This window comes from Porphyromonas crevioricanis, assembly GCF_900476255.1.
GTDB lineage: Bacteria > Bacteroidota > Bacteroidia > Bacteroidales > Porphyromonadaceae > Porphyromonas > Porphyromonas crevioricanis.
This window is the reverse complement of record NZ_LS483447.1, coordinates 212,940-233,534: the sequence shown is the minus strand read 5'-3', so window position 1 is coordinate 233,534 and position 20,595 is coordinate 212,940. Positions and strand designations below refer to the sequence as shown.

15 protein-coding genes are annotated in these 20,595 nt (G+C 45.6%); 14 read left to right on the top strand and 1 reads right to left on the bottom strand.

Features of this window, described 5'->3' with window-relative positions; genetic code table 11:
• The first annotated feature begins 588 nt into the window (after positions 1 to 588).
• The 3 genes from lepA to DQN70_RS01115 all read left to right on the top strand — a co-directional run bounded on the left by lepA (position 589) and on the right by DQN70_RS01115 (position 4,303).
• Positions 589 to 2,376 carry a translation elongation factor 4 gene (gene lepA / locus DQN70_RS01125; protein ID WP_036888446.1) on the top strand — a complete coding sequence of 596 codons (1,788 nt, stop codon included), beginning with the start codon at positions 589 to 591 and terminating at the stop codon, positions 2,374 to 2,376.
• Between the two features lie 32 nt (positions 2,377 to 2,408).
• Positions 2,409 to 3,953 carry a replicative DNA helicase gene (dnaB, locus tag DQN70_RS01120; RefSeq protein WP_023936429.1) on the top strand — a complete coding sequence of 515 codons (1,545 nt, stop codon included), beginning with the start codon at positions 2,409 to 2,411 and terminating at the stop codon, positions 3,951 to 3,953.
• A gap of 125 nt (positions 3,954 to 4,078) precedes the next feature.
• Positions 4,079 to 4,303 (top strand): hypothetical protein, encoded by a 225-nt coding sequence (locus DQN70_RS01115; protein WP_023936430.1) that lies wholly within the window; start codon positions 4,079 to 4,081, stop codon positions 4,301 to 4,303.
• Between the two features lie 285 nt (positions 4,304 to 4,588).
• On the opposite strand, the gene DQN70_RS01110 is transcribed toward DQN70_RS01115, so the two are convergent.
• Entirely contained in the window at positions 4,589 to 5,527 is a 939-nt protein-coding gene (locus DQN70_RS01110; RefSeq protein WP_023936432.1) for a ribose-phosphate pyrophosphokinase, read from the bottom strand.
• Positions 5,528 to 5,707: 180 nt separating this feature from the next.
• On the opposite strand from DQN70_RS01110, the gene DQN70_RS01105 reads away from it, so the two are divergent.
• The 11 genes from DQN70_RS01105 (at position 5,708) to DQN70_RS01050 (ending at position 20,585) form a co-directional block, all read left to right on the top strand.
• Positions 5,708 to 6,982: an alkaline phosphatase family protein gene (locus tag DQN70_RS01105; protein ID WP_078801681.1), complete on the top strand. Its 1,275-nt coding sequence runs from the start codon at positions 5,708 to 5,710 to the stop codon at positions 6,980 to 6,982.
• A 13-nt stretch (positions 6,983 to 6,995) separates the two neighbouring features.
• The gene (locus DQN70_RS01100; protein WP_023940716.1) at positions 6,996 to 7,529 is read left to right on the top strand and encodes a DUF4924 family protein; all 534 of its coding nucleotides are present in this window, start codon (positions 6,996 to 6,998) and stop codon (positions 7,527 to 7,529) included.
• 28 nt (positions 7,530 to 7,557) lie between these two features.
• On the top strand, positions 7,558 to 8,475 hold the full coding sequence (rfbD, locus tag DQN70_RS01095) for a dTDP-4-dehydrorhamnose reductase (protein ID WP_023936439.1): 918 nt from the start codon (positions 7,558 to 7,560) through the stop codon (positions 8,473 to 8,475).
• A gap of 33 nt (positions 8,476 to 8,508) precedes the next feature.
• Positions 8,509 to 9,819 (top strand): UDP-glucose dehydrogenase family protein, encoded by a 1,311-nt coding sequence (locus tag DQN70_RS01090; protein WP_023940717.1) that lies wholly within the window; start codon positions 8,509 to 8,511, stop codon positions 9,817 to 9,819.
• Positions 9,820 to 10,044: 225 nt separating this feature from the next.
• The gene (locus DQN70_RS01085; RefSeq protein WP_023936443.1) at positions 10,045 to 10,308 is read left to right on the top strand and encodes a hypothetical protein; all 264 of its coding nucleotides are present in this window, start codon (positions 10,045 to 10,047) and stop codon (positions 10,306 to 10,308) included.
• 372 nt (positions 10,309 to 10,680) lie between these two features.
• Positions 10,681 to 11,151 carry a transcription elongation factor GreA gene (gene greA, locus DQN70_RS01075; RefSeq protein ID WP_023936448.1) on the top strand — a complete coding sequence of 157 codons (471 nt, stop codon included), beginning with the start codon at positions 10,681 to 10,683 and terminating at the stop codon, positions 11,149 to 11,151.
• A 59-nt stretch (positions 11,152 to 11,210) separates the two neighbouring features.
• A complete protein-coding gene (locus tag DQN70_RS01070) occupies positions 11,211 to 11,606 on the top strand; it encodes an HIT family protein (protein ID WP_023940718.1) in 396 nt (131 codons plus the stop codon).
• Between the two features lie 5 nt (positions 11,607 to 11,611).
• Positions 11,612 to 13,966 carry an Ig-like domain-containing protein gene (locus DQN70_RS01065; RefSeq protein ID WP_023936450.1) on the top strand — a complete coding sequence of 785 codons (2,355 nt, stop codon included), beginning with the start codon at positions 11,612 to 11,614 and terminating at the stop codon, positions 13,964 to 13,966.
• 343 nt (positions 13,967 to 14,309) lie between these two features.
• A complete protein-coding gene (locus DQN70_RS01060) occupies positions 14,310 to 15,512 on the top strand; it encodes a T9SS type A sorting domain-containing protein (protein ID WP_023940577.1) in 1,203 nt (400 codons plus the stop codon).
• A gap of 226 nt (positions 15,513 to 15,738) precedes the next feature.
• Entirely contained in the window at positions 15,739 to 18,882 is a 3,144-nt protein-coding gene (locus DQN70_RS01055; protein ID WP_042120167.1) for a T9SS type A sorting domain-containing protein, read from the top strand.
• 323 nt (positions 18,883 to 19,205) lie between these two features.
• A complete protein-coding gene (locus DQN70_RS01050; protein WP_023936454.1) occupies positions 19,206 to 20,585 on the top strand; it encodes a TolC family protein in 1,380 nt (459 codons plus the stop codon).
• The last annotated feature ends 10 nt before the right edge of the window (positions 20,586 to 20,595 follow it).

Sequence of the window (20,595 nt, the reverse complement as noted above, 5' to 3'; positions counted from 1 at the left end):
TTATCTCAAAATAGCCAAGATCGACTGCCATACTACGCAAAAAGAAATCTCTGGGGAGAGAGCGAAATTTCTCTCCTCAGAGAATTTTCGTTCTCTCCTGTGCTAGCAAAATTTCTCTCAGGAGAGAATTTGACCCTCTCAGAATGCCCTGTTCATCGGTGTTTTAGGAGGGGATAAAAAGGTCTCCCAAACGCCTTTTTTCTATTGGTTTTCTCAATATGATGTTTTACTTCTGTTTACAGTATTCCCTGCTACGATATAGGATTGAAACTGTTGCATAGCACAACACTCACTGCGTTATTTTCGATATTCAAGCTTGGTCATATACCATTAAGTATTTCTCTATGTCTCAGTCTTGATACCTTGCTATTACTGCATTCTGCGAAGTAGACAAGAAGACGAGTCTTAATTGCTGTTTTGGAGCCCTTGCGAAAGACTCAAATTTGAGGTATATCTCGGTTGGCAGTAATGGACAGCTATTTTCTTTCCCTATATTTAAGGAGAGATGCAAGCAGCTCCGGGTTTGAACTCTTTTTCCGGAGAAAAAGCTCTGGTTACAAGGCTTGCGATTTGCTATCTTTGTCCCCGATGAAAAATATTAGAAACTTCTGCATCATAGCTCACATCGACCATGGCAAAAGTACCTTGGCCGACCGTCTGCTCGAAATAACGCAAACCGTGAGTGGCAAAGACCTGCAAGATCAGGTCTTGGACAATATGGATCTGGAACGCGAACGTGGTATCACGATCAAGAGCCATGCCATACAGATGAACTATAGCTACAAAGGCGAGCAATTTGTGCTGAACCTGATCGATACTCCGGGACACGTGGATTTCTCCTACGAAGTTTCTCGTTCCATCGCTGCCTGCGAAGGAGCTCTCCTTATCGTTGATGCTGCGCAAGGTATTCAAGCCCAAACAATCTCCAATCTCTATATGGCTCTGGAGCACGATTTGGAGATTATCCCTATCGTCAATAAGTGCGACTTGCCCAGCGCAATGCCCGATGAAGTGGAGGATCAAATCATAGATCTTTTGGGCTGTGACAGGGCAGACATTATTCGGGCCAGTGGAAAGACCGGATTGGGGGTGGATGAGATTTTGTCCGCCATAGTCGAGAGGATACCTGCTCCGGTAGGTGATCCCAATGGGCCCTTGCAGTGTCTGATTTTCGACTCTGTATTCAATTCTTTTCGTGGGATTATTGCCTATTTTAAGGTCGTGAACGGAAGTATAAGCAAGGGTGATCGTGTGAAATTTATGGCGACTGAGTGTGAGTATGATGCCGACGAAGTGGGCGTTCTCAAGCTCGGTATGTCCCCTCGCAATACGGTAAACTGTGGAGATGTGGGATACATCATATCTGGGATCAAGACAAGCAAAGAGGTGAAGGTGGGCGATACGATTACACATATCAATCGGCCTGCTCCCGAAGCGATTGCCGGCTTTGAAGAAGTTAAGCCAATGGTTTTTGCCGGGGTCTATCCTATCGAAACAGAAGACTTTGAGAACTTGCGAGCTTCGCTTGAGAAGCTCCAACTCAACGATGCTTCTCTCACTTTTCAGCCCGAGAGCTCAGCAGCTTTGGGCTTTGGCTTCCGCTGTGGCTTCCTCGGCCTGCTACATATGGAGATTATTCAGGAGCGTTTGGATCGCGAATTTGGCATGAATGTGATCACCACTGTGCCCAACGTATCCTACAAAGTCTACGACAAGAAAGGAAGCTGTACCGAGGTGCATAACCCCAGTGGATTGCCGGATCCAACGCTTATCGACCATATAGAAGAGCCGTATATACGAGCTTCGGTCATTACCAATACCGCTTTCATCGGGCCGATCATGACTCTTTGTCTTGGCAAGCGGGGGATTCTTATCAAGCAGGAGTATATACACGGAGATCGTGTGGAGCTGATCTATGACTTGCCCCTCGGGGAAATAGTGATCGACTTCTACGATAAACTCAAAAGTATTTCCAAGGGTTACGCTTCTTTTGATTATCACATATCGGATTTCCGCCCCTCTAAGTTGGTCAAACTGGACATTCTGCTCAACGGAGAAACCGTGGATGCTCTCTCTACACTCACTCACTTCGACAATGCTCAAAGTTTCGGGAGGCGGATGTGCGAGAAACTGAAAGAGCTGATCCCCCGGCAACAGTTCGACATTGCTATTCAGGCAGCTATCGGAGCTAAGATTATAGCCCGAGAGACCGTGAAAGCTGTTCGCAAGGATGTGACGGCCAAGTGTTATGGAGGAGATATCTCTCGTAAACGTAAGCTCTTGGAGAAGCAGAAAGAAGGGAAAAAGCGGATGAAGCAAATCGGCTCCGTAGAAGTTCCGCAGAAAGCATTCTTGGCTGTTTTGAAATTAGACTGAAAGCGCAAAAATTACCATCACTCCATACCGATATGCCGGCAACTAAGGGGAAGAAATCCAAACTACAAGATCCGGTGGTTATAGCTAACCCCATAGAAGGGCGCATACCACCGCAGGCAATAGAGCTGGAAGAAGCTGTTTTGGGAGCTATATTGCTGGAGAAGGATGCTTACTCATCGGTAAGTGACCTGCTCAAGCCTTCTACTTTCTACCTGAAGATACATCAGTTGATCTACGAGGCGATCGTGAGTTTGGCATCCAAACAGAAGCCTATAGACCTGCTTACTGTGACCGAAGAGCTACGGCGTACGGAGAAGCTCGACGAGGTAGGAGGTCCCAGCTATATTGCTTCCCTTACTCTGCGTGTGGCCGGTTCGGCCAATCTGGAGTATCATGCTGCTATCTTGGCTCAGAAGTCCATGAGCCGGCAGTTGATCAGCTTTTCCAGCAAGGTGCTGAAGAATGCTTTTGATGATATTGAGGACATAGAAGATCAAATGCAATCGGCCGAAGCCGAGCTGTTTGAGATCTCACAGCGTAACCTCAAGGAAGAGGTGCGCCAAATAAATCCGATCATCAAGCAGGCCTTGGACGAAATAAGTATTGCAGCCAACCAGACAAGTGGTATCAGTGGTATCACATCGGGCTTCCCGGCTATCGACAAGATGACCTCCGGATGGCAACGCTCGGATCTTGTCATCATTGCTGCACGCCCTGCCATGGGGAAAACGGCTTTTGTCCTCTCAATGGCCAGAAACATAGCTGTGGACTACAATATCCCGGTTGCGGTGTTCAACCTCGAAATGAGTTCGGTGCAGTTGGTAAAGCGTCTGATCAGCAATGTCTGTGAAATACCGGGCGACAAAATCAAAAGTGGTCGTCTGGAAAAATACGAATGGGCACAGTTGGACAAGAAACTACAAGTCCTTACCGATAAACCGCTTTTCATAGACGAGACCCCTTCTCTGTCTATCTTTGAGTTGCGCACAAAAGCCCGACGTCTGGTGCGAGAGCACGGTGTGCAGATTATCATTATCGACTACCTGCAGTTGATGAATGCATCAGGGATGAATGTGGGTAACCGAGAGCAGGAAGTGAGTATGATCTCTCGCTCTCTCAAGGTATTGGCCAAGGAACTCAAGATACCGATCATAGCTCTTTCGCAGCTTAATCGTGGTGTAGAGACCCGGCAAGGGGATTTCAATAGTAAACGCCCTCAACTTTCGGACTTGCGTGAATCAGGGGCGATTGAACAAGATGCCGATATCGTTTGCTTTATCCACAGACCCGAGTACTATAAGATATTTCAGGATCCGGATGGCAACTCTCTGATCGGCTTGGCGGAATTTATCATTGCCAAGCATCGAAATGGTCCCATAGGGGATGTGCGTATTCGTTTCCGGGCTGAGTTTGCCAAATTCCTCCCCCTGGAAGCCGAGCTTTCTACCATACGAGAGTCTGCGGCTGGCCGAACAGACGAAGAAGCGCAAGATCCACTTGCCGTTATGGGTACAACTCCCCTGCAATCTCAAGATGACTTTCTGAGTGGAACTCCACTCACGGACTTGCCGTACTAAGCCGATAGGGCGGTTTTCCCTTCTCTTTCCGAAGTAGAGAACTTCTCTCTCCTTAAAACATTTTGGCAGGGTAGAGTATTTAGCTATTGAGAACTTATGAATTAAACCTAATCAACATAGAAATTATGAGAGCACACAGACCACTCAATTTTAGTTTCGCCGAAAAGCCGGTGAATTGCCCTGCTTGTGGCAAAAATTCCGTTGTAGATGTTGTATATGCTCCAATGGATGAAGCCACGGCCGAGGCTGTACGCCAAGGAAAACTTATTCAGGGGAACGAGGATCCCTCTGCCCCTCACCCTTGTTGGGGGTGTACTTCTTGCGGTACTGTTTTTTTCTGTGAAGAGTGATTTTATATCGGTTTTTGGGGAACTGAAATAGAGAACCCTTTGCATGGATCCAAAAAGGCAATTAAAACTTGTCTTTTTGTCGCCCTTGCAGAATGAGGTAATCCTGAGGGCATCGAGACCAGAGTGCAGAGAACTACTTGTGGTATATGATCAAGCCTGAATATCGGTAATAATGTAACGAATGTCGTGTTATACAACAGAGTCAGAGATTTCGGACCATACAAAAAAGGGCTGCCCATAGACCGGGCAGCCCTTTTTGCTTTATTGTGCGTTCCTTGTCTCTGATCAGAAAGAGTAGAGAGAACTAATTGATTCGTGACTGCAAACGCGCTTGATACTCTCAGCGATCATAGCCGCACAAGAGAGGACTTTGACTTTCTCGCATTTCTGAGAGTAGGGGATAGAGTCCGTAAATATCATTTCCATGATTCTGGACTGATCCAGACGCATAGAGGCCGGGTCGCTCATCACTGCATGACTTGCTATGGCACGAACCGAATTGGCTCCATGCTCCATCATCAAATCCGCTGCTTTGGTAATAGTGCCGGCTGTGTCTACAATATCATCCACAAGCAATACATCCTTTCCCTTTACATCCCCAATAATACGCATTTCTGCAACCTCGTTGGCTTTGATGCGACTCTTGTGGCAAATCACCATCGGTACACCCAAATGGCGAGCGTAGCTGTTGGCGCGCTTGGTGCCACCTACGTCCGGAGTAGCAATGACAAGGTTTTGCAGAGGCAGATTGTTGTGTATATAGTCGAGGAAAAGAGCCGATGCGTACAAATGATCCACTGGTACGTTAAAGAATCCTTGGATCTGATCGGCATGCAAATCCATAGTTATCAGGCGGGTTATGCCGGCCGCACTGAGCATGTCGGCAATCAGCTTGGCTCCGATAGATACACGAGGTTTGTCTTTTCTGTCCTGACGTGCCCAACCGAAGTAGGGAATTACGGCTGTGATATAGTGTGCGGAGGCACGCTTGGCGGCATCTACCATCAGCAATAACTCCATCAGATTGTCAGCCGAAGGGTAGGTACTCTGTACCAGAAAAACATCCTTACCACGGATACTTTCTTCGTACCACACTGCGAACTCTCCGTCGGCGAAGTGTTCGATTGTCATCTTGCCCAAAGGGCAGCCCAGACTTGTACAAATCTTCTCGGCCAGGTACCTGGACTTGGAGCCGGAAAAGACAGCGTAATTGTTTTGTTCCATTGTTGTATTATCGGATCTATTTGGATGCAAGATTAGTCTGACAAAGGTAGCAAATTATAAGGATGCTCGGGAAATGCTTCGGGGCAAAAAATGATATTTGTAATTGTGGCAAAATAGCCTGTGGATGGTGTCCTTTATATATCTTTGGAGGATATTTGGTGAAAATAAATATGTGATACAATGAGAAAATATATAATGATTCGCTTGTTGCTATTGTTTGTCCCCGGTTTGATGATCGGCTGCACAACTCGATCTGCGACAACGATAATTGGATCAGCTGCTACAGTAAACGACAATGCTGTCGTTAAGGAGCAAAAAGGAAATGAGCGCAAAGTAGTGATCCTTTCGCTCGATGGCTTTCGTGCCGATTATCTCGACAAGGCACGAACCCCTAATCTCGATTCGATTGCTTCAGTCGGAGTTTCGGGAAGGCTCAGACCTAGCTTCCCCACACTCACATTCCCTAATCATTATAGTATGGTGACCGGGCTTTATCCCAATCATCATGGTTTAGTGGCAAATAGTTTTTTTGACAAAAAGTTGGGTCGCTACAGTATTGGAGATCGTCAGTCCGTAGAACGTGGCGATTTCTATCATGGAGAGCCGATATGGGCAACCGCAGGACGACAAGGGATACGCTCGGCCTCATTCTTTTGGGTAGGCAGCGAAGCGGCTATTGGAGGAAAACGGCCAGACTACTGGATGCAATACAATAGCAAAATCAGTCCACTGACGCGCATAGACTCTGTAATACATTGGCTCAGTATGCCACAAGAGACAGCCCCCGGCATTATTTTGTGGTATATAGAGGAGCCGGACTATACCGGTCACACCTATTCTCCCGATAGCAGGCAGGCAATCGAGAAAGTAGAGCAGATGGACAAGGTTGTCGGAGAGATGTTGGCTCGCTTACGCAAGCTGCCCAATCGAGATCAGATCGATTTCCTCATTGTCTCGGATCATGGTATGGCTACCTATACCCCTGAGCAGTCCATAAATCTAGCTCAATGGCTCGATGAAAAAGACTTTGAATACATAGTAGATGGCGTACCGGCAATCCTGTACCCTCTGCCGGGTAAGGTCGATAAGGTGATGAAGCAGCTTGAACAGGTGCCTCATGTCAAAGTTTATCGCAAAGCAGACATTCCCGATCGGCTGCACTACGGTTCCAATCCTCGCATTGGGGAGATTGTGTTGATACCGGATATCGGTACCTATATTTATTTCAGTACTAACCCAACCTTCGTTACAGGAGGGGCGCACGGGTATGACAATGCTCATCCCGAGATGTTAGCCCTGTTCGCAGCATTCGGTCCGGACTTCCCCAATGCCCATCGCATAGAGCAACCCATACCTAATATCACGATTTACCCTCTGCTATGCCGATTGCTGGGCATAACCCCGGCACCACATGATGCAAAGGAGCAAGATGTAGAGCGTATATTGCAGCCCTAAACAACGACCGACGATGATCACAGCTGACAAACTTAGAGCTGACCATATTGTCAATTACTTGCTATATATGTGGCAGGTAGAGGACTTGATAAGAGCTTGTGACTTGGATATGGATAAGCTGGAGTGCTCTCTTCTGAGTCGCTATAGCATCGAGGGAGAGGAAGCTAAGGAGATCAAACGTCGCTATGCCGAACTGCTCGATATGATGCTAGGTGAAGGCCTTCGCCAAGAAGGACACCTTAATATTCTGCGTATTGTATTGATGCAGCTGGAGGATTTGCACCGAAATCTATTGGCTGATCCTAAGGAGCAGTTGTACACAAGTCTGTACTATCAGGTTCTCCCCTACATTGTAGGATTGAGGGAGAAGTCCGATGGGAAAGAATGTGGTGAAATCGAAACTCTGTTGGAGGGAATTTACGGCTATTATCTGCTAAAGCTCCAAGGTAAGCCCGTTACCAAAGAAACAACAGAGGCCTTAAGTAGGGTTGGAAACTTTCTGACCCTGCTCTCAGAGCGATACAAGACAAAAGACGAAAACGACTAATGATCGGACAAACCGATCTCTTGAAAGAATGCTTCATGTAATAGCTACCGGAGGGAAAGGACAGTTGGGCCTTGCGCTTGCGGCAGAGGCGGCCGGGCGTGAGAACTTATGCTTTGTAAACCCCGGCCGAGATGTGCTGGATATCAATCAGGATTCGGAGAGTCTGCAAAGGGGGATAGAGAGCCTGCTGTCCAACTCCTCTTTTGACCAACGAAACGACAAATTGATATTCATCAATTGTGCAGCCTACACAGCTGTAGATAAAGCCGAAGAGGATAGAGAAGAGGCTTTTGCTCTCAATGCTTTTGCTCCCCTCAAGCTGGCTTCTTTCATTGCTGATTTAGATTATGCCGGAATGATACAGATCAGTAGTGACTACGTGTTTGATGGAGAGAAGAATCGCCCCTATACCGAACAGGATCTCCCGGCTCCCCGATCTGTATATGGAGCCAGCAAACTTGAGGGCGAGAAGGGTGTGGCGGCCCTTGCTTCTGTCGGGCGTGCTCTTGTTGTGCGAACCTCATGGCTCTACTCTCCCTATCGCTCCAATTTTGTTCTCAATATGCTGCGTCTTGCCAGCGAGCGAGACGAATTGGGAGTAGTAGTCGATCAGATAGGTTCGCCTACCTATGCTCCGCACTTGGCCAAGAGCTTATTGGATATAGCCATGGTGTTCAACCGAGATGTTAAATTCCGAGTTCCCCTTTTGCATCACAGTGATTTGGGAGTAGCTTCTTGGTATGACTTGGCCGCTTATGCACTGTCTTTCCGTCCATCCCCTCAGCACCCCTGTATTCTTCGACCTATCAGTACAGAGGAGTATCCTACGGCTGCCATCCGACCTGCATACAGCGTCTTGTCGAACAGCCTGCTGTATGATGCATACGGGATCAGACCTTCTCATTGGACTTTGGGCGTGCGAGAGCTTCTTTGTGAACGGTCATAAATCAATCCCTCCAGACAATAGAAATCACCCGAGATGAAAATAGCGATCATAGGAATAGGATATGTAGGCCTGGTGAGCGGAGCTTGCTTTGCCGAGCTTGGTGCGGAAGTCTACTGTGTGGATGTAGACGGAGAAAAGATAGAGAAACTGAGGCAAGGTGTTGTGCCCATCTACGAGGCTCGGCTCGAGGCTATTGTCAAACGTAATCTCGAGGCCGGACGCCTTCATTTCGATACGGAGCTTGATCGCGTACTCCCTCATGTGGAGATTGTATTTATAGCTGTGGGGACTCCTCCGGATGAAGACGGGGCAGCCGATTTGAGATATGTGCTGCAAGTTGCGCGCAACATTGGGCGAGCTATGGATAGCTACAAACTTATCGTTTGCAAAAGTACGGTGCCGGTGGGTACCTCCTATTTGGTCAGAGATGCTGTTTCTCATGAATTAGCTGAACGCCAGATGGATATAGCATTCGATGTGGCCTCTAATCCCGAATTTCTGAAAGAAGGAAATGCTGTGGAGGACTTTATGCGTCCGGATCGTGTGGTTGTGGGTGTCGATAGCGAAAGAGCGAAAGAACTGCTTACCTACCTCTACAAACCGATGTTGCTAAATAATTTCCGTGTACTCTTCATGGATATTTCCTCAGCAGAAATGACCAAGTATGCGGCCAATGCCATGCTGGCTACCCGTATCAGCTTCATGAATGATATTGCCAACCTGTGTGAGAGAGTAGGTGCGGATGTCAATATGGTGCGTATGGGGATCGGTAGCGACTCTCGTATTGGTAGTAAATTCCTCTATCCCGGCTGTGGCTACGGAGGTTCTTGTTTCCCGAAAGATGTCAAGGCTCTCATCGAGACAGCCAGAAAGAATGGCTACAGGATGCAGGTGTTGGAGGCGGTAGAGGCTGTAAACAAGGAGCAAAAGAGTGTCCTCTTCGATAAGTTCTTGGCTTATTTTGATGGAGATATTACTGGGCGCAAGGTTGCCGTATGGGGATTGAGCTTCAAGCCCGGAACGGACGACATGAGAGAAGCAACCTCATTAGTCCTGATAGAGGCCCTTTTGGCTGCCGGGTGCATTGTGTCTGTATATGACCCGATTGCAATGGATGAAGCAAGACGCAGATTGGGCGACAAAGTCCGCTATGCTATGGACAAATATGATGCGCTTATAGGAGCCGATGCGCTTTTTCATGTCACTGAATGGAAGGAGTTCCGAATGCCTTCGTGGGAGGTTGTGCGCCGGAGTATGCATACGCCCTTAGTGATTGATGGGCGAAATGTGTACGATATCCCTCGCATATACGATATTATTTACAGAGGGATTGGAGTCAAGTAGGACAGAGACGATGAAGAGGAGGGCTGTTGCACTATTATAATATGTATGCTGTTCCATTCTTTTTTTTCTCCAGAGGGGGTTGCTCCTTTTCAGAGTTTCTCTTTTTGTGAGTTCGAATACTTGAATTTCTGAGATATGAACAGCATGATTTTGCGATACTAAAACTTATTGTACCTTTGTACCCGATATTAAGAATATTACTTATCTCATTTAATTAGAAACAACATGAAGAAAATTGTAGCGGTTGCAGCTATAGCTGCAGCTATGACTCTCGCTTCTTGTGGCGGTAAGACCAATACTACTACATCTGAAGACTCTGCTCGCATTGCAGACTCTATTGCTCAAGTTGAAGCTCAGAAGCAGGCTGAAGAAAATATGATGGTTGCAGCTGACTCTGCTGCTGAAGCAATGGAAGGTGCTGCTGAGCAAGTAAAGGAAGTAGCTCAGGAAGCTTCTAAGGAAGTTGCAGACGCTGCTAAAAAGCTCTAAACTTAGCAAACTTCTAAGCATACCGGACCTCCGAAAGAAGTCTGGCGGAGGGGGTGGGCCTAATGTCTGTCCCCCACTTTTTTTGTCGCTTGTATCAGGGGACAAAACTGAAGAAAGCTGATAATCCAGGCAGATAATAGCTCTCAAAGAGCTTCTCTCAGACGGAACCCGGTAGGGAGGTCTCAGTCTATTCGGATTATCTATATTCGGAGGAAGGGTAAGAAAAATCGGAGACTACCCACTGCAAAGTGGGCAGTCTCTGTTTTGCATTATCCGGTTGCAAAAGAAGTTTATCGAAATATAAGAAAACAAGTGTATCAGGGTTGAGGTTTGCATTTTGCGAATCCTTGGTCCGGAAACAAAGAAAAAACAATGGCATACACCTATATGACACAAGACGGCTACGACAAGTTGGTGGCCGAAATCAACGAACTGGAGAGTGTGCAACGTCCGGAGATCTCTCGACAGATAGCCGAAGCAAGAGACAAGGGGGACTTGTCTGAAAATGCCGAATATGATGCGGCCAAGGAAGCACAAGGTATATTAGAAAGCAAAATAAGCCAGCTCAAAGGTCTGTTGGCTAACGCCCGTATTATAGACGAAAGTCTCGTAGGGACGGATACTGTGCAGATACTCAATCGGGTCACGATCAAGAATCTCAAGAATGGGGCTACTATGACTTATACGCTGGTGTCTGACTCGGAAGCCAATATCAAAGAGGGAAAGATGTCTGTAAACACCCCCATCGCTCGAGGTCTTATGGGAAAGAAAGTGGGAGATAAGGCTGAAATCACTGTACCAGGAGGTATACAGACCTTTGAAATTGTGGAGATCGCAATCTAAACAAATCTCTTTCCTTATATTTGTTTTCATTAGAAGTCCAATGGATCTAAAGAAATACAATGGCAACAATCTTCAGTAAGATCATCAATGGTGAGATTCCATCGCATAAAATAGCCGAAACCGACGATTATTACGCTTTTTTGGATATCAATCCTTTGGCTATGGGGCACACTTTGGTTGTCCCCAAGCGAGAAGTGGATTATATATTCGATCTTGATGATGAGTATTTGGCTGCAATGACAGTTTTTGCCAAACGTGTAGCAAAGGCTGTCAAGGAGGCAATTCCTTGCAAAAAGATCGGAGTAGCTGTGATTGGACTGGAAGTACCGCATGCACATATTCATTTGGTACCGATGCAGCAAGAGTCCGATATCCATTTCGGAAAAGAAAAGCTCAATCCTACGCAGGAAGAGCTGGCTAAAGTAGCCGAATTGATTCGTCAAGCCTATCGGTAAGACCAGTGTCTCGCTTCTTCTCTTCGGTACGTTGCTGTGAACAGCTATGGGTATCGTTGCTGTTTTTGGCGGTGACGTGGGGTCTTTCAGCCTGTGCCAGTAAAGCATCTCCCGAAGGAGGACCTTTTGATCAGGATCCTCCCAAGCTCCTTCTGGCTACACCACTACCTAACAGTGTACAGGTAGAGGGTAAGCGAATTAGGCTACAGTTCGACGAAATAGTGCAGGTGAAAAGTCCCCTCACCAAGGTGACACTTTCGCCCCCTCAAGCCGAACCGCCAAAAATCAAAGTATCGGGACGAAATGTTACTATTGAACTTCAGGAAGATCTCCTCCCTAATACAACCTATGCGATCGACTTCTCCGATGCCGTTGCCGATATACACGAGAATACTCCGATAGAGGGATTTGTGTACTCATTCTCTACCGGAGATCACTTGGATAACGGTCGGTTGAGTGGAGTAGTCGTGGATGCTCGCACATTAGAGCCTATGGAGGGCTTGAAGGTTGGGGTGCATGTCGATCGTGGGGACTCGGCCATTATTACCAAGCCCTTCTACCGAGTGTCAACGACTCGTAGTGATGGCCATTTCTCTCTACTTCATTTGCCGGATTCTTGCTATCGTATTTATGCCCTTCAGGATATAGACCGAAACTATATGCTTTCTCCCAATGGAGAGGGTTTAGCCTTTGATAAGCAAATTCACTGCGCAGTTCAGGATTTGCCCAGAGAGGAGGTGGTTGACAGCGTGTTGTCGGATACTATCCATAAGGAAATGTCCGATTCCTTGCCTGCTAATCCTGCCTCTCTTGTATCGAAGGAGAGGCAAGTTTCACAAGCTGAGGTTGTGGCTACTGCCGCACTCGATTCTGTTTCCCTGATAAGCTCTACTCAGGGGCAGTCTCTTTCTTCCGAATCATTGCAGGATAGTATTCTTTTGAATGGAGCAGACACAGCTCTTCTGGCTGTACCTGGCAATCTTTCACAAGGAAGTTTACCGCCCTCTTCTTCTCGGGAGATCATATTGCGATTTTTTCGCCCTGTGCAAGATGCTCAGAAGCTACTCAAGTCCGAACGTCCGGATTCGGCGGTTTTTGTACTGAATTTTGCTATCCCGGTTGATCAAATGCCGGAGATTAAATTCCCGGACTCTCTTTCTGTTTCGTCACTTGTGTTGCCGGTCAGTCGGAGGGTTACAGTGGATTCTTTGCCCGACAGTTTATTCAGGGAGCTAAGTCGCCCCACTGTGGAGAGTCGCCCCAGTAGGCCCTATCCATTCTTGGCTGCTATTAGGGAGAATGCTACGACTCTGCGGTACGAGATCCTTTCTCCTGATTTGTCCGCTCGAGATAGCATTCCGCTTGAAGTCTCTTATTCAAGTCTAGATTCCCTTCGTCAGCCTATCGTGCTTACCGATACGTTATTTTTACACAAACAAAAATCGAAAAAAACTCCTATAGCTCAGGACGATAAGAAAGTCAAAGAGGCTACCCCTATTGCCACAAATGAGAAAGAAAGCAAAGCCAAAGAGAAAGAAGATCGGCCTTCTGTAGTACAACAGCCGGCAGACAGTACAGGTCAGATACAAGACAAACGCCCTCGTTTTGAGTTGCAAGTCTTCGGTAGCAAGGGTATTTATTCCAAAACACCGCTGGACACGGTTTCTATTACTTCGCCCCATCCTATTGTAGAGCAGCTTGACAGTCTTATTTGTGTGGAGGTCAAATCAGACAGTATTTGGAGGCCTTTCTTGAACTATCAGATAGAAACATTGCCCGCAAATGAATGTGTATATCGTTTGTCTTCTGATTGGCAGTGGGGGAGTCTGTATCGCTTCTCTATTGATGAGGCTGTATTGCAGGATTACTATGGACAGGTGAATAAAGCCTTCAGCTTTACTCTGGAGCTGGCGAAAGAGCAGGAATACGGCAGTGTAGAGTTGGAGATCTCTCCGGTAGCCGATAATTGCGTGGTAGAGCTCCTCGACAATACTGAGAATGTATTAGCAATGACCAACACCGTCAATGGCAAGGCTGTGTTTCCTTATATCAATGCCGGAGAGTATTACGCGCGCCTCTTTATCGATGCTAATGCGAATGGGCGTTGGGATACCGGCCAATATCCGGATCGATTGCCGGAAGAGGTCTATTACCTTCCCAAGAAACTGCTTGTCAAAGCTCAATGGATCACAAATGAGATTTGGCAGATAAACGAATTACCTCTGGATGAACAAAAGCCGGAGGAGCTTCGCAAGACTAAACCACAGGAAGAAAAGAAAGATCTTAACGAGGAGTATTGGAAACGTATGGAGAAGCGGAATTTCAAGCGTCCTGACGACAAGTCGATTCGTGGATTTTGATAAGTGATTTCTCCGATCACAGCACTTTCTGCTTTTCCCTGTCTATCGGAGGCCCCCCCCCCCTCCATTTTTTTTGCTACCGATTATTATGGACTATCAGTTGAGGAAACTTCGTACTAAATAGTTTGTTCTTCTAATTCCCTTATCTCGCCTGTCATATGTATGAGAAAGCCTGTTGATATACCTACATATGTCTTGTGAAATGGGTTTTAGTAGCTATTTATAGCTTCTTTTTAGGCCTTTTGTTTGCTTTTGTGATTTTGTTTCCTACCTTTGTGTCGATGGGGTTATAGTACGATACTATACAAATAAACCTGATCGTATTAACGAAAAACAATGAGATATGAAAAGAACAATTACTTCTCTTTTTTTAGCTGTGGCCTCCTTGGGGGTGGCCTCTGCCCAGGTACCAGAATCTGCTTCGTTACGAGCAAATGAAGGAAAGGAGATGTTTCTCTCGGGAATTTATAGCTCAGATCAACTCAAGGATTTCTCTTATCGTTTTGTCTATGACAAAGAAAACCGATTCGTTGCCAGAGATCTATTCAAGTACGAAGACCTTAGAATGCATACTGATTCGCTCTATTACGATGATCATGGCAACATTGTACGTTTAGACATCTACAAGGTATTGGTAGAGAAGCCGACCGAAGATCCTGCAACGTGGTACCAAGAACCGACTGTAGTGGATACTCGTTTCGTGTATACCTACAATGAGAAGAACCAGATGACTCATCGCACAGTCTATATGCTCGATCTTACCAAACCTTTCAACGTAATGGACTTCTTCTATAGAGAAGATGGATTGCTTGATCGCTGGGAAGAAACAACTACGGCTAACCAAATGATAAGGTATGAATACAATGATAAAAAGCTCCTAATCAAGGAAACGCTTTATGGATTGTCCGGAAGTGGAGCAGATAGAGTAGAGACAGCTAGAGCCTCAATTGACTATACTTATGATGCAAATGACAACTTGCTTAAGGCTGAGTATAGGTCTGTTATGGACAATTGGGCTACTGTCTTTAAAGAAGATATATATAAATACGAAGATGATAATTTGATCTCATTTGTGGGGGTCAATCAAGGAGGGAGACGAGTTTTTGATAGAGTCTTCGAGTATGACAAGAGTATAGATGGAACAAAGGTTTTCTATCCGCAGCTACCTTTTACCGAGATATCTCGTGTTGTGTTGCGTGGGCTAAAAAATTGTCGAACCAAGGAGACTTACTATTCTCTCTCAGGAGGATCGGCTGAGAAGGAATTAGACTATACCTATACTTACTCATTCCCTGCTTCTACCAAAGAGGTAAGTCGCGAAGTTAAAGTAAAGGTGTATCCCAATCCTGCAACAGATCTAATTGGGATTGAAGCTTCTGATATACAAAAGATTAAACTTTTTACTCTGAACGGAGAGCAAGTACGTAGCTTGGCTGTGGATGCCGATGTAGTTCGGATGGGAGTATCTTCCCTCCCCAGAGGTGTTTATCTCTTGCAGGTACAGACAGGAGTTGCGACTACTGTGCAAAAGGTGGTACTTCGCTAAACAAAAACACTCTTATGCTTATTAAATAGAGATGGAGGGAGAGGGTGTGTCGTAGTTCAGTTTACGGCATGCCCTCTTTGGGGTTTGTCGAAGAAGTCTAGGACAGCAGAGCTACAAAGCTGTTGATAAAATATGCATAACTTGGCCTGGTAGGTCGGATATACAAGCCGGTTTACTTGCTCAGATAGACCTCCATCCATTATTTGACTAAATCAGTATTACAAAGATGAACACTAATTCTTTTACTAGTACTAGTCGAATTAGACTTTTAGGGGCCGTACTACTTATGAGCCTCTTTGCTTTTGCTTCTATGAAAGCAGAAGCTTCTATGAAGCCTTCTCAACTTGGCTCAAAAGTAGAGCTCCGGGATGGCAATACGCAAACTCCGGCCATTTCATTTCGCACTACTACTCGTGTCGGATATCCCATCACGCTGATGTTTGAAGCAGAGGGCGAGGTGAAAGCTGATGGATTGAAGGAAGCGATAGTAGCCGATGGTAAGGAACAGATTTACACGTTGCTAAGTCCGGAAGTAAAGATCTATGGCAATATCCGGTCTTTCTCTTGTGTCGAGGACAAGGTTGTATCCCTTGATGTGAGCAACTGCCCTTCTCTTGAGGTGCTCTACTGCTCGGATAACCGAATTGAAAAGCTGGATCTGAAGAACAATAAGAAACTGACCAATCTGGGCTGTGGATACAATTCCTTGAATGTCCTCAATCTGAGTAATAATGTAGACTTGAAGGAGCTGAAGTGTCAGGGGAACTACATTGCCAACTTGGATGTGACTAAAAATAAGGAGTTGAGAGTACTCGACTGTAGTAGCAACTACTATCTGTATATGCTCGACCTGAAGAATAACCCTGAACTTACCAGTCTGAACATCAAAGACAATAAGTTCAATGCTATAGATCTGAAGGCAAATACAAAGCTTTTGGAGTTCAATTGTGAGAGCAACCTCCTGAAGGAGATAGACCTCAAGGCCAATGTCGCTCTAAAATCTTTTTCGTGTGCTCGCAATGAAGATCTTAAGAAAATAGATGTCAAGGCAAATAAGGATCTGGAGATTCTCGATTGTTTCAATACCAGGATAAGTTCTCTTGATCTTTCGGAGAATAAGAATTTGCGTTATCTCTCCTGCTCAGCTACATCTATCGAAACTATTGATCTGAAACAAAATACCGAACTGACAGACTTGAGTTGCTCCATCAAGAACCTCAAGAATCTAGATTTGTCGAAGAACACTCTGCTGAAAAGACTCAATTGCAAGAATGGACAATTGGAGTCTCTCCTCCTGTCTCAAAACCCTAAATTGGAGCATCTGGAGTGCACTAATAACAGGCTTGCAAGCTTGGATGTGTCTATGCTCAAAGAGCTTACTTATCTCGATTTTAGTGGTAATAATTTGAGTGAAATAGATTTGACTCAGAATGCAAAGCTCGATACTCTTAAGTGCAGTGAGAATCAGCTGACGAAGCTCAGTCTGGCTGAAAATCCGGATGTGCGATTACTTATTTGCTACAGCAATAAGATTAAAGGGAATGAAATGACTTCCCTTATCGAATCTCTCCCCATAGCCAAAGTGGGTGAATGGAATCGCATAGAGGTCATTGATACAAAAGATGAGAAAGAAGAGAACTACTGTTCCATGAGTGATGTGGCAAAAGCAACTACTTCCGGATGGAAAGTATTTGATTATGAACGTTTTGCAAATGGGGGAAAAGGAATTCCTTTCCGTGGTAATGATGCTCCGGCGATAGGTGAGGGCATGATCAAGATCACAACTGCAAAAGAAGTTGGGCAGAAGATTAATCTCACTATACAAGGAATAGGCACTATTGCGATAGAGGGTGTTAAAGAGGAAGCTCAATACGACAAGTGGGAGCATGAATATACGCTGGAGAAACAAGAGATCACGATCAAAGGGATTGTTACTCGACTTGTTTGCGACGACAATGCCATAAAGATGATAGACCTGTCCGAGGCTCCCGATATAGAAGAGTTGTCTTGCTCAAAAAATCGAATCTCCAAATTGGATTTGTCAAACAATAGAAATCTGGTCAGTCTGAAATTCACAAATAATGCTGCCACTGATCTGATTTTGGCCTACAACGAAGCTCTTGAGTACATAGATTGTAGTGACAATAACCTTGTTTCTCTCAATTTGACCCAAGCAGCAAAGCTCAAAGTCCTCAAAGCCAAGAATAATTTGTTGGCGGGCTTGAATGTGAGCTTCTGTCCCGATTTGGAAGTGTTGGATTGCTCCAGCTATGATAGCCATACTATGAGTCCTCTGGATTTGAGCCATAATCCCAACCTGCGTTGGCTCGACTGCAGTGAGACCGGGCTTACCGAACTAAATGTGTCGAAAAACTCTTTGCTCGAATATTTGGCTTGTCATACGAATAAGCTTGATGAGCTGGACTTGTCCAATAAACCGGTTCTGGATTCATTGATTTGCTATTTCAATAACCTGTCTCAGTTGGATGTATCTACTTGCGGTAAGTTATATTTCATGGATTGCTCCGGGAATAAGCTGACGAACCTTGATGTGTTGCAAAATATCTGTTTGGGCGAGCTGCGTTGCTCTAATAAGGGACTCAATAGCCTCAATTTGAGTGGTAACCCTGGTCTCATCGTTTTGAGCTGCAAAAATTCTCCTCTCAAGACTTTGGATTTGAGCAAGACTCCATGGATTCGTTCCTTGGATTGTACGAATACCGGGATCGATAAACTCGATGTCAAGCACCTGAAAGACCTCTCCGAGCTTGTCTGCAAACGCAATTCGATCTCCGAACTGGACTTGAGTGGAAACCTCAAATTAGATACACTTGATTGCTACAGCAATAAACTCTCTGCTTTGGATTTGTCTGCCAACAAAGCTGTCAAATATATTCGCTGCTATGAGAATCAGATTGAGGGAAGTCAAATGAGCAAGTTGATTGCCTCTCTTCCTAATCGGGCGAGTGCAGATAATGCCCGTATCATGCTCATTGATACGGAAAGCCAAGAGGAGAAGAACGTTTGCTATATCGAGGACGTAACCGCTGCAAAGAAGAAAGCTTGGCGAGTACTCGACTACAAGAACTTCGCAAATAATGGAGAAGGTGTAGACTATGAAGGTTCGGAAAAAGCCGTGTGTGTGCACCCTTCCGTCCAAGTTCGTCTCTTCCCCAATCCTGCAAAAGATTTCTTGTGGATAGAGGCTTCTGCCGAAGAGAATGTATATCTCTACAGTCTATCAGGCCAGCTCTTATTCTCTGCTGTGACCGACAGTGATGGTAGAGTTCAGTTGAACCTGACCTCTCTTTCTGCCGGACTTTATGTAATAAAAGTTGGAAAGACAGCTGTACAAGTAGTTGTGGAGTAATTCCGACAGAATAACCAGCTGAATAAAAAAGGTGTGCGGATCGAGAGATCGCACACCTTTTTTTGTTTCTACCAGATCAGTCTTCGGATCCGGATTTGAATCTTGCAGCAACCTTAAATAATGTAACAACTTTTATTGGAGATAAGCCTTGAAAGTGACATTTTGAATGTGGCAATACATGAGAACATTTAATTGCTACATTTGCTGGACGCTCTTGGCTGATCTCCTGATCGTGTCTTGTGTATTGGAAAGGGTTTAGAGAAGAGAGCAGCGAGGGCATAGTGTTTTTCTGCGGTGGCGGGAAGTAATAGATATACAATGGTATGAAAAAAAGAAAATGGTTGGTCGTAGGAACGACGACTGCATTATGGGCTATGCTTTGCCTGTCTATGGAGGCACAAACAGCCTTCACGTTGGATAGTTGCTATAGATTGGCACGAGATCGCAACAGAGAGATTGCTATCGCCAAGCACGAGATAGAGGCAGCCAAATACAAAGAGAAAGAGGTGAGTGTGAACTTTTTCCCTCAGGTGTCTCTCTATGGCGCTGCTGTGAGCTTTGGTGATGATTTACAACCCATCAACTATGATAAGTTGCTGGGGCCATTATCCCCCTTTGTCCCTCCTTTTATCAAAAACAAAACGAAAATCGGTATGTCAGATCTTCGTTTTGGGGCAGTTTCGGCTGTTCAACCCCTATTTATGGGAGGCAAGATCGTGGCCGGACGTCGTATGGCCAATGAGGCTACCAAGCTCAAGCAATCTACGCTAGAGATGAAAGAGCGTGATGTCTACGATGCTGTGGATGAGGCTTATTGGCAGGTGGTGGGATTGAGCAGTAAATTAAGACTTGGTAAGGCTTACCTCAAACTTATCAAAGATGCTTCTGCCGATGTGCATATTTTGGTGGAGCAGGGAATAGCGACCAAGGCAGATGCCCTGTCGGTGAGAGTGAAGCAGAGTGAAGCAGAGGTAATGCTGACTCGTATAGAAAATGGTTTGCAACTGAGCCGCATGCTTTTGGCTCAACGCTGTGGATTAGATCCGGAAAATCCTATCTATACAACGGATGAGCAAAATGGAGCTTTGGCCGATGGCTTAGAATTATATCGTTCTGCGGAGGATACAGACATTGCCTCTGTGGTAGAGAACAGGGTTGAGGTACGCAGTTTGAAAACGGCTGAGAAGATCTTTTCTCTTGAGCGCAGAATGGTATTGGCCGATATGTTGCCACATATCGCCTTGGTCGGTGGTTATTCCGTTTCTTCTCCCAATTATTGGTCTAATCCTGACAGAGTTTTTGGTGGTACTTATCATATCGGATTGGCTTTGACTATGCCATTGACGGGGCTTGTCAGTGGTACATTCAAGTATGGTAATGCAAATGAACGCTTGCTTATCCGCAAGTTGGAGACGGATGATGCTCGCACCAAAATTAATCTGCAAATCAACCAAACACGGCTGAACCTAACCCAAGCTCACAAGCAACTCAAGAAGGCCCAAGACAATGCCGACAATTCTAAAGAGAACTTGCGCATGGCTACTATCGGCTACAAAGAGGGGGTAATACCAGTCATCAATCTTACTCAGGCGCAAACAGCTTGGATACAAGCCGAAGATGCTCTCATCGAGGCACAGATAGGGGTACGTGTGGCATATACTAAATATCAGAGAGCGATCGGTGTGATGCCCATGGAAAATTGACTATTCCCAC

Bases quoted from the DNA above. Each gene is read 5' to 3' on its own strand.
- rfbD (WP_023936439.1), top strand. From the start codon at position 7,558: ATGCTTCATGTAATAGCTACCGGAGGGAAAGGACAGTTGGGCCTTGCG.
- DQN70_RS01090 (WP_023940717.1), top strand. From the start codon at position 8,509: ATGAAAATAGCGATCATAGGAATAGGATATGTAGGCCTGGTGAGCGGA.
- DQN70_RS01055 (WP_042120167.1), top strand. From the start codon at position 15,739: ATGAACACTAATTCTTTTACTAGTACTAGTCGAATTAGACTTTTAGGG.
- DQN70_RS01115 (WP_023936430.1), top strand. From the start codon at position 4,079: ATGAGAGCACACAGACCACTCAATTTTAGTTTCGCCGAAAAGCCGGTG.
- DQN70_RS01105 (WP_078801681.1), top strand. From the start codon at position 5,708: ATGAGAAAATATATAATGATTCGCTTGTTGCTATTGTTTGTCCCCGGT.
- DQN70_RS01110 (WP_023936432.1), bottom strand. From the start codon at position 5,527: ATGGAACAAAACAATTACGCTGTCTTTTCCGGCTCCAAGTCCAGGTAC.
- dnaB (WP_023936429.1), top strand. From the start codon at position 2,409: ATGCCGGCAACTAAGGGGAAGAAATCCAAACTACAAGATCCGGTGGTT.
- DQN70_RS01070 (WP_023940718.1), top strand. From the start codon at position 11,211: ATGGCAACAATCTTCAGTAAGATCATCAATGGTGAGATTCCATCGCAT.
- DQN70_RS01100 (WP_023940716.1), top strand. From the start codon at position 6,996: ATGATCACAGCTGACAAACTTAGAGCTGACCATATTGTCAATTACTTG.
- greA (WP_023936448.1), top strand. From the start codon at position 10,681: ATGGCATACACCTATATGACACAAGACGGCTACGACAAGTTGGTGGCC.
- DQN70_RS01060 (WP_023940577.1), top strand. From the start codon at position 14,310: ATGAAAAGAACAATTACTTCTCTTTTTTTAGCTGTGGCCTCCTTGGGG.
- lepA (WP_036888446.1), top strand. From the start codon at position 589: ATGAAAAATATTAGAAACTTCTGCATCATAGCTCACATCGACCATGGC.
- DQN70_RS01050 (WP_023936454.1), top strand. From the start codon at position 19,206: ATGAAAAAAAGAAAATGGTTGGTCGTAGGAACGACGACTGCATTATGG.
- DQN70_RS01085 (WP_023936443.1), top strand. From the start codon at position 10,045: ATGAAGAAAATTGTAGCGGTTGCAGCTATAGCTGCAGCTATGACTCTC.